This is a genomic window from Brenneria populi (genome assembly GCF_036016195.1).
Lineage (GTDB): Bacteria > Pseudomonadota > Gammaproteobacteria > Enterobacterales > Enterobacteriaceae > Brenneria > Brenneria populi.
Map to the genome: position 1 here is coordinate 1 of NZ_JAYWTM010000073.1, position 588 is coordinate 588.

The following is a 588-nucleotide window of genomic DNA, read 5'->3' on the forward strand; positions in this document are numbered from 1 at the left end:
CAGTTTACCGAGCGGATACCGGTACGTTCAGTCTTCCAGGTTTTGGAATTGGTAATGTCGATAGCTAAAAATGCCTGGCCTATCTCATATTCCAGATGTTGATATTCATCGCGCGCATAGCACTGCTGCACGCCCAGTCCCGCCAGCCCATGCAGCGGTTTTAAACGCTGACAGAACTCTAACAATAAGGCTTCAAAACGTTTATCGCCGCCGTCCTTTAATACTTCAATGGGAAGATAAAACAACACGCAGGAGACCCGACAATGAACATGTTCATACCAGTCGGCAGGCGACTCGATACTGAAAAGATAGTCGCTGGCATAGGTGGTGCCCTCTTCCGACGCCCACCAGAAATCCATATCGTCACCCTCTTCCGCCAGTATCTGCGCCTGCTTTTGTTGCAGTGTACGTTTGCGGTAAGGTTCGCCCTTATTGGGGTCTCTGTAAAACCCCCAGCGCAGCTTATCGCGGAACTCGTGGTCATAGCGCGCCAGCACCTCCGCCATCGCCTGACGCTTCTGGTCGTTATAGCCTTTGTCCAGATAAAAATAGGCCACCAGCCCGACCTGCAAGGCATTATGCTGCTCC

The 588-nt window shown here is 51.7% G+C and carries 1 protein-coding gene; it reads right to left on the minus strand.

Translation table 11 applies throughout. The features are described 5' to 3' along the window. On the minus strand, nucleotides 1-588 hold a 588-nt coding region (locus VSX58_RS22455), incomplete at both ends, for a type VI immunity family protein (protein WP_327619988.1).